9 protein-coding genes are annotated in these 7,782 nt (G+C 60.2%); 1 reads left to right on the top strand and 8 read right to left on the bottom strand.

The genetic code is table 11. From position 1 onward, the window contains the following. Window positions 1–151 precede the first annotated feature (151 nt). The 8 genes from FJ222_10985 to FJ222_11020 form a co-directional block, all read right to left on the bottom strand. Window positions 152–763, bottom strand: coding sequence for a prepilin-type N-terminal cleavage/methylation domain-containing protein (locus FJ222_10985; GenBank protein MBM4164944.1), 612 nt, complete (start codon window positions 761–763; stop codon window positions 152–154). Further along, window positions 760–1,569, bottom strand: coding sequence for a prepilin-type N-terminal cleavage/methylation domain-containing protein (locus FJ222_10990; protein MBM4164945.1), 810 nt, complete (start codon window positions 1,567–1,569; stop codon window positions 760–762). The genes FJ222_10985 and FJ222_10990 overlap by 4 nt, the downstream gene beginning before the upstream one ends. Window positions 1,570–1,700: 131 nt before the next feature. After that, window positions 1,701–2,276 (bottom strand): prepilin-type N-terminal cleavage/methylation domain-containing protein, encoded by a 576-nt coding sequence (locus FJ222_10995; GenBank protein MBM4164946.1) that lies wholly within the window; start codon window positions 2,274–2,276, stop codon window positions 1,701–1,703. A gap of 125 nt (window positions 2,277–2,401) precedes the next feature. After that, window positions 2,402–3,196 carry a type II secretion system protein gene (locus tag FJ222_11000; protein MBM4164947.1) on the bottom strand — a complete coding sequence of 265 codons (795 nt, stop codon included), beginning with the start codon at window positions 3,194–3,196 and terminating at the stop codon, window positions 2,402–2,404. 185 nt (window positions 3,197–3,381) lie between these two features. Further along, the gene (locus FJ222_11005; protein ID MBM4164948.1) at window positions 3,382–3,897 is read right to left on the bottom strand and encodes a type II secretion system protein; all 516 of its coding nucleotides are present in this window, start codon (window positions 3,895–3,897) and stop codon (window positions 3,382–3,384) included. A 24-nt stretch (window positions 3,898–3,921) separates the two neighbouring features. Beyond that, entirely contained in the window at window positions 3,922–4,497 is a 576-nt protein-coding gene (locus FJ222_11010) for a type II secretion system protein (protein MBM4164949.1), read from the bottom strand. Between the two features lie 14 nt (window positions 4,498–4,511). Next, window positions 4,512–5,285: a prepilin-type N-terminal cleavage/methylation domain-containing protein gene (locus FJ222_11015; protein MBM4164950.1), complete on the bottom strand. Its 774-nt coding sequence runs from the start codon at window positions 5,283–5,285 to the stop codon at window positions 4,512–4,514. Between the two features lie 24 nt (window positions 5,286–5,309). Continuing rightward, window positions 5,310–6,608 carry a type II secretion system F family protein gene (locus tag FJ222_11020; GenBank protein MBM4164951.1) on the bottom strand — a complete coding sequence of 433 codons (1,299 nt, stop codon included), beginning with the start codon at window positions 6,606–6,608 and terminating at the stop codon, window positions 5,310–5,312. Between the two features lie 567 nt (window positions 6,609–7,175). On the opposite strand from FJ222_11020, the gene folE reads away from it, so the two are divergent. After that, entirely contained in the window at window positions 7,176–7,757 is a 582-nt protein-coding gene (folE, locus tag FJ222_11025) for a GTP cyclohydrolase I FolE (protein MBM4164952.1), read from the top strand. Window positions 7,758–7,782 lie beyond the last annotated feature (25 nt).

Raw genomic sequence — 7,782 nt, forward strand, 5'->3', positions numbered from 1 at the left:
CACTGGTCCGCATAGGCCATCATATTAACCAATCCGCCGCTGATCCTATTCGAGCATTCGAAGATCCGCATCGCTGCGTCAAATGCCTCTCGATAAACACGAAGCTCTCGGAAATGCTTAACCACAGACTCACACACTCACACACTCCCTCCTATTCCTCCCAACTCCTGTCCTTGTTGGGGAACCAGACGCTGATGGTCTGCGCAATCTGGTTGGTGACGGCGGCATCCGCTGACGTTTTGAGCCGATACGGCTGATCCCACGGGTCGAGGTAATAGACGTCTCCGTAGAGGCTCATGCTATTGTCCCGCTCGATCGTGGTGAACGTTTTGTTCAGGAGGACCAGCCCGAGGTTGTTGTTCGTGGTGATCAGCGGCTCAAGCATCGCCTCGGTGACAAGCACTTCCGTGCTGCTGTTTCCCAATCCGTCGGGCCACGCGCCGTAGGCGTTGTAATACGTGATGAAGGCCGTGATCATTTCACGAAGCTGCGTCTCGCTCTTGGTCCGGCGCGCGTGGTTGCGGGCCTGGATGAGCGAGGTGCCGAGCACGCCCATGAGAATGCCGATGATCGTAATCACCACCAGCATTTCCACGAGGGTGAAGCCGCCGCGTCCTTGTTCCTGTTTCATGCTATCAAAACCTTTTCTCTCGAGGCGCTTGCAAAACCCCTGCCAGCCAAAGTGGCACGGGCATCTTGCCCGTGATTCATGGGCGAGACGCCCATGCCACAAGGGGTTTTGCAAGAGACTCCTCCGCTTCATAATTTTCCGCCGACCACAATATCGTCGCCGTCGCCCGAATCGTCGGTCTTGTTCTTGCCGAAGCTGCGTCCGCTGATCGTGAAGAGTTTGCTGACCCGGGGGGCCTCGGCCCGGATGTCCACCCGCAGCGGCAGGCCACCGGGGTCTGACGGTCGGGGTACGGAGGTGAAGGTGAGACCGGTGAGGGGCATGCCGCTGTTGATGGACGCGAGAATGTTGGATGTTCCCCAGGTGCCGTTCGCGTTCATGGGCCTCATGGATCGCTCCAGCAACCCGTCCGCGAACGAGTAGGTGATGAGACAGGGATGGCGTCCGGAGAGCCGTGGACTCTGGTGGTTGTACAGGTGTTGAAAGGCGATGAAGGAGAGGTTGGGGGTCCCTGAGGCGGATGGATTCGCTGCAGGAGAAGAATAATCCCGCGCGTCAACCGCGTTGAGGAGGTCGCGCTCCACGCTGCCGAGCGTCGCGCGGATCGCGCTCTCGGACTTGGCCTGCGAGGAACCCGACGCCCACGCGCCGCTGGCCTGCTGGAAGACCATCGAGATCATCATGACGATGACGAGCAGCAAGGTGACCGCGATGAGGATCTCGACCAGGGAAAACCCCCCGTGGCACGGGCGTCCCGCCCGTGAAACACGGGCAAGATGCCCGTGCCACGCCCGTACTGACGGGGTTTTGCAAGAGCCTCCGGTATTCAGAATGGGAATCCTCTCATGGGCAACGTGTTCAATTATTCTGACTTCTCTCTTGCAAACACCCCAGAGGGGGTTTTGAAAGAGCCTCCGATGACCTTTGGCCTGTTGCATGTTTTTCAAACTCCGTTCAATCCGATTCCGCTGCGGCTCCCGGATCTTGCCCTTTTGCCTGCGGCGCGGCGGGGACGCCGCCGCCCTACCTTGGCGCTGCGCGCACCTGACACCTGACACCTGACACCTTCTCACTCCCCCTCGTACCGAAACTCGGTGTAATAGACCGGGTTCCTGTTGAGGTTGGAGAATCTGTTTTCGGAGACGCGGATTGCGGCGTAGCGGATCTTGTCCGCATACCCGGGCACAGAACCAATCTCCAATTGATAGCGGATGGTGTTCCCGGGAATGCCGTTGGCATTGTTGATGGTCTGGACCCCGCCAGCGGTGATGTTCGGGATTCCCGCCGTAAAGGCCGTCGCAGCGGGGGCCGTCCAGTTCGCCCAGGTGGTGATCTCGCCCGCGTTGGCATGGATGGCGTTGAGAACGCCGTTGGCGAAGATCGACTGGGTCGTGTCGGCCGTGGCCAGTCCGCTTTCGCGAAGTCCAACCGGGAAGAGGCCGAGGAGGGCGACGAGGCCGACACCCACGACCAGGAGCGCCAGGGTGACCTCGATGAGGGAGAAGCCGCTGTGGCGGCGGCACGATGGGGTAGGGGCGCCGGTTGGCGCAAGCGGAGGGTTCAGGGTTCGGGGTTCAGGGAAAACGTCCCCGCCCTGCATCCCGATTGCTGTCGCCGCCAGAAAATGTGTGTTCGTCGCTTTCAAAGCTTTTTTTCCTCTTCGTGGTCTTCGTGTCTTTCGTGGTGAATCCCATCGCCCGATTCCGGTTCATTTCCAATGGCCGGCCGGGGTGGGGGCACCCTGGCTCCAGTGTTGCCGCTTCAGGGTCCTCACGGCGCCGTGCTCGTGTCGGTGACAGTTCCAGATCCGGCGATGGTAAACGTGATGGTGTTGGAGGGTCGAATCGTCTCCTTAACAACGATCACGTCGGCTTGAGCGCATGATCCGTCGGGATTGAAACGGACTTCCTGGGGAAAAGCGGGTGCTTCAAAGGCGTAGCCCCGCGGCAGGCTCTGTTTGGAATGGAGCGCAAAGCCATAGCGATCCCCGACGGTGAAGAAGCTGCTCCCGGCGCCGGCAAACTTGTAGGCGGTGGCGGGATAGGGAGTTGGGGCACTGTTGAAGGGGTCGGAAATGTCGAGTGTCCATGCCGAGATCGTGACCGTTTGAGAGATCGTCGCGCTCGTCGCATCGAGGTTATACACCTCCACTCCTGCTGCAACCGCACCGGAAAGGTCGGCATAGGCGTCGGATGAGTTATCCGTTTCAACATGCGAGATCCGTCCGACGGCGCGGACGGCCACGTATTCGTCGGGAGAGAGGATCACCAGACTGGTCACCTTGCCATCGATCACGGCGCGCTGCTTGGTGAGGATCAGCGTGTTGTACAGGTTGTCATGCGCGGCGGAGTAGGCCGCCGCGCGGGTGATGCCGAAATAGCTGCTCACGGCGATCGTGGCGATGAGCCCCATGATGGTGATGACCACCAGCAGTTCCATCAGGGTAAAGCCCGCGCGGGATGGGCGGCATGCCGCAGCCTGCGGCGCGGCAGGAGCGACGGCGCGTTCGGCAGCCCGGTGCCCGTTATTCGTTTCCCATTTCACGCTAGACATCCTCGTGTGCATTTCCCTTTTTCCTGCGGCGCGGCGGGGACGCCGCCGCCCTACCTTGGCGCTGCTAATCCTAATCGTAATCGTAATCGTAATCCATTCTTCACCAAGAGATTAAGATTAAGATTAAGATTAAGATTAAGATTACGATTAAGATGGCAATAGCCCCTTAAGTAAGTGTCATTCCCTTCTACTCCCCCTCATTGTACCGACACCGTTTCGTCATCGACGTTGATGGTAACCGTGAAATACTTCCTGTTGTTGTTGGCATCGCGGTAGACAAAGGGACAATTCGCGGCTGCTGCTGCAAGGGAGATCACCTGGCCTGCTTGCTCGACCAGAATGGCGCTTTCGTCCAAAAACTGGATCTGCTTGGGGTTGTCGGTTGTATTGTCCCGCCTGAGCATGGACAAGCAGGCCTGGTTCAACGTGTTCGTAAACGCATACACGTAGACACCGGCCTGATAGGTCGCTGCCGGTATGGGCCAGGTCTTGTATTCATGGCGGTAGCGGTAGACGGCGGTAGCGAGGACATTGCGGGTCATGGCCGCCCGTTTCTCGCGGGAGATGCGAAAGACCTTTTGCGAGGCGGTGACGGCGATGGCGAGGAGCATCGCAATCAGGAAGAGCACCGCGAGTATCTCGACCAGGGTGAAGCCGCGACGGGAAGGCCGGGCGGGATCGGGTGTCGGTCTGGATGTGGCTGTCGGTCTCATGGCGGCGCCTTATAAGAAGCAGGTTCAGTGTACGATGATATCATCCTGTGTGCCGAGGATCCTGTCCTTGCCCGGCGAGGCGACGAGGACGGGGCCTTTGATGGTGAGGATCGGCTCGCCTTTGAAAGACGGATGGGAGGTAAACGGATTCGGATCCAGGATGATCTGGCCGTCGTAGTCCATATCAAACCAGATGGAGTAGAGGCTGCCCCAACTGTCCTTGAGACCCGACGTGCGTTCTTCCAGCTTCAATTCGAAGTTGGAAACGAGATTTGAAACCAGAGAGGTTAACGGGACCGTTTCCGCCGTTGAGGGGATTGACGCCGGCCATTCGTATTGGGTCTGCTGATAGAGCCCCCACGCATTGACGATCTGCTTGGCGGTGTCGCGGGTGAGTGCGCTGCGCGCATTGTCCTTCGCCTTGCCAAAGGTGAAGGACCCCACGCCGATGAGGATGCCGATAACCGCGATCACGGCCAGCATCTCGATCAGGGTAAAACCGGCACGCGGGCACACAGGCGGCGGCCTGCGGCCGGTGGCGCGCAAGACGGCTGGCAGCGGAATCCCTGGCCGGTCACGTGGGATGGGTTGTTTTAACATGACAAAACCAACGATCAATCACTCATGTTATCGGACCAGATCCGGTACGACTGGTGGGGGGGGATAGACTGGTAACGCAACGGGTCGCCCCAGGCGTCGAGGATAGTAAAGCCCTGATTGAGCCACACACGCCCAACGGGAGCTGCGTTTGTGCGACTAAAAGACGCGCTCTGGATCACGCCGTCCAGAAACGGCTTCCACCGTGCAATGGCCGCGAGATCCCGGGGCTGATCAATCTGAGAGGGGGTATAAAACGCCCATTGTGACTCGCCTGAATCCGTCCAGAACGCAGGCCGGTTAGAGGCAAAGTAGGAGGAAACACTCACTACTGTATCGTAGCGAGGCAATAAAAAAGAGACCAGTCCGAGCGTGAACAGGCGAAGATTCAGAGGCGGGTCGGTGACCTCAAAATCGGGATAATCCAAGAACTCCGTCCCACTCAGCGCCACCCTCGGATCGGGCGGCACGTACTGCATCGGGAACTCAAAATAGATGGGCTGCCCACCATCGCCCGAGTAAACGGGCACGGGCGGGTACTGGCCGTATTCGGCGAAGAACTCCTCGAGGGCGGCGCTGACCTGTTCGATCGTCTTGGCGGTCGCGGCGCGGTTGGCCCGGTCCTCGGACCCGCGCATGTAACGCACGAGGAGCCCCATGAGCAGCGCCATGATCAACACCACGACGAGCATTTCGATGAGGGTGAAGCCGCTGCGTCTGCGGCGCAGCGGGGCGGGGCCAGCGGCACATCCGCCCGCCCGCGTGAACCGAGCTTCTGCATCCTGTCTCATGACGCGCCTCCCTGGCTTGAGTGACTAGGTGTTTTGCCCGCTGAGCGTGCCGATGATCGAGATCAGCGGCATGAACATGGCGATGACGATGGTGCCGACGATGACGGCGAGGAACAGGATCAGCAGCGGCTCGATGATCGAGGTGAGGCCGACCACGGCGTTGTCGATTTCGTCGTCATAGGTGTTGGCGACGCGGATGAGCATATCGGGAAGGGCGCCGGTCTCCTCGCCGACTTCGACCATCGAGACCACCATCGGCGGGAAGACCTTGGCCGCGGCCATGGGGTCGGTCATGCTTTCGCCCTCTTTGACGCTGTCGTGGATGTTTTGCACGGCGCGCGCGATCACGGTGTTGCCCGACGTGTCGCGGACAATCATGAGTGCCTGCAGGATCGGCACGCCGGACGAGAGCAGGGTGCCGAGCGTGCGGGTGAGGCGCGCGATCGCGGTGCGGCTGATCAGGGTGCCGAAGATCGGAAGCCGCATCTTGACGGTGTCAATGATGAAGCGCCCGTGCGTGGTGCGGCTCCACAGGTTATAGAGAATGATCAGCGCAATGATCGTGATTCCCACCATCATCACATTATTCTTGACCAGATCGCTGGCGCCAATGACGAACCGGGTGACGGGGGGGAGCTGCTGGCCCTCCAGGAGGTCATTGAAGATATCCTTGAACTTGGGGATGACCGAATGCATCAGGAACATGACGATGCCGATGGCGGCGGTCAGCACCACGGCCGGGTAGATCATGGCGCCCTTGACCTTATTCTTGATCTTCTCGGCCTTCTCCATGAACTCGGCCAGACGGGTGAGCACAACCTCGAGCACGCCGCCCGCCTCGCCTGCGCGGACCATGTTGACGTACAGGTTGTTGAAGATGCGCGGGTAGTTGGCGAGCGATTCAGAGAAGGTCGAGCCGCTCTCAACGGCCTCAGACATCCCCACGAGCGCCTCCCGCAGCGGCACGCTCTTGGTCTGCCGAAGCAGGACGCGCAGTCCGCGGAGCAGCGGCAGGCCGGCTTCGCCCAGCGTGGCCAACTGCCGTGTGAGCACCATCAGGTCCTTGGGCTTGACCCGGCCGCCCAGGAAGGCGGGCAGCTTGATCTCCATGTTCAAACCGCTCTTCTTGGCGCCTCCGGTAGCGGACTGGGCTGGGCGGCGCGCGTCTTTGGGTGCTCCGGTGCCGCCGACCATGGTGATGGCCGTGGGATAGACCCCCTGGCCGCGAATCTTGGTGATCGCCTGCGGCTGGTCCGGCGCCTCCACCGTGCCACGGATCTCCTTGCCAGCTCCATCAACGGCCACGTAGTTGAACTTTTGCATAAACATCCATAAATAAGGTTTAAAGGTAGTCTAGGACGCCAGAGCACTGATTGCAAGCGAAATTCTAATTCTAATGAGGCGCTGGGCGCATCCCCGTTTCACTGACTTGCGCCTGAATATCAAGGTAGGGCGGGGCCGCCGGACCCGCCGCGGCAAGGTGCCAACAAGGCGGGTCCGGCGGCCCCGCCCTACCCATGAACCCGGAAACCATGTTTTCCACTCATCACAGGTCAGTGAAACGGGGATGCGCCCACCCCAACCACCGAACCCTTCTCTTCCGCTGGCAGGCCAAATGTGGTATGGTAATCACCGTCTGGGGATAGCTCAGACATCAGAGGCGCTTGCAAAACCTCCTGCGTCGGTTCTGCAAGCGCCGGTTTCAGAAGCCAGAATTCAGTATTCAGAATTGGAACCCTCTCACGGGCCGCGTGTTCTCATATTCTGACTCCTGACTCCTGACTCCTGACTCCTGACGCCTGTATTCTGACTTCTCTCTTGCAAACACCCCGAAGGGGTTTTGCAAGAGCCTCATCAATCAGACGACGAACGCGAGAGGGGGATGCGATGATGGCTCATACGCCGAATGCGGCGCGGGTTGCGAAATTGATCCGACAGTTGCTGGTGGAGCTGGGAGAAGACCCCGCCCGCGAGGGGTTGGTGGCCACGCCCAAGCGTGTCGCCGAGTCGCTGCTGTTCCTGACCAACGGTTACCGGCAGACGACGCGGAAGGTGATCAACGGGGCGATCTTCGAGTCGCAGACCAACAACATGATCATTGTTCGCGACATCGAGGTCTACAGCCTGTGCGAACATCACATGCTTCCCTTTTTCGGCCGGTGCCATGTGGGCTATGTCGCCCGCGACAAGGTGCTGGGGGTGAGCAAAATCGCCCGCCTGGTCGACTGTTTCGCGCGCCGGCTGCAAATTCAGGAGCGGCTCACGGAAGAGGTCGCCGAGGCGGTGCGGGACGCGGCGGGCGCCGAGGGGGTCGGCGTGGTCATGGAGTGCCGCCATCTCTGCATGATGATGCGCGGCGTCGGCAAGCAGAATTCGGTCATGACCACCTCGACGGTGCTGGGCTCGTTCCGCAAGAATAGCGCGACACGGGCGGAATTTCTGAGTCTGATCCGGTCGCCGGTTCATGGGTGAGGCCGCAGGTTCAGGGTTCAGGGTT

It is taken from the genome of Lentisphaerota bacterium, from assembly GCA_016873675.1.
Classification (GTDB): Bacteria; Verrucomicrobiota; Kiritimatiellia; order RFP12; family JAAYNR01; genus VGWG01.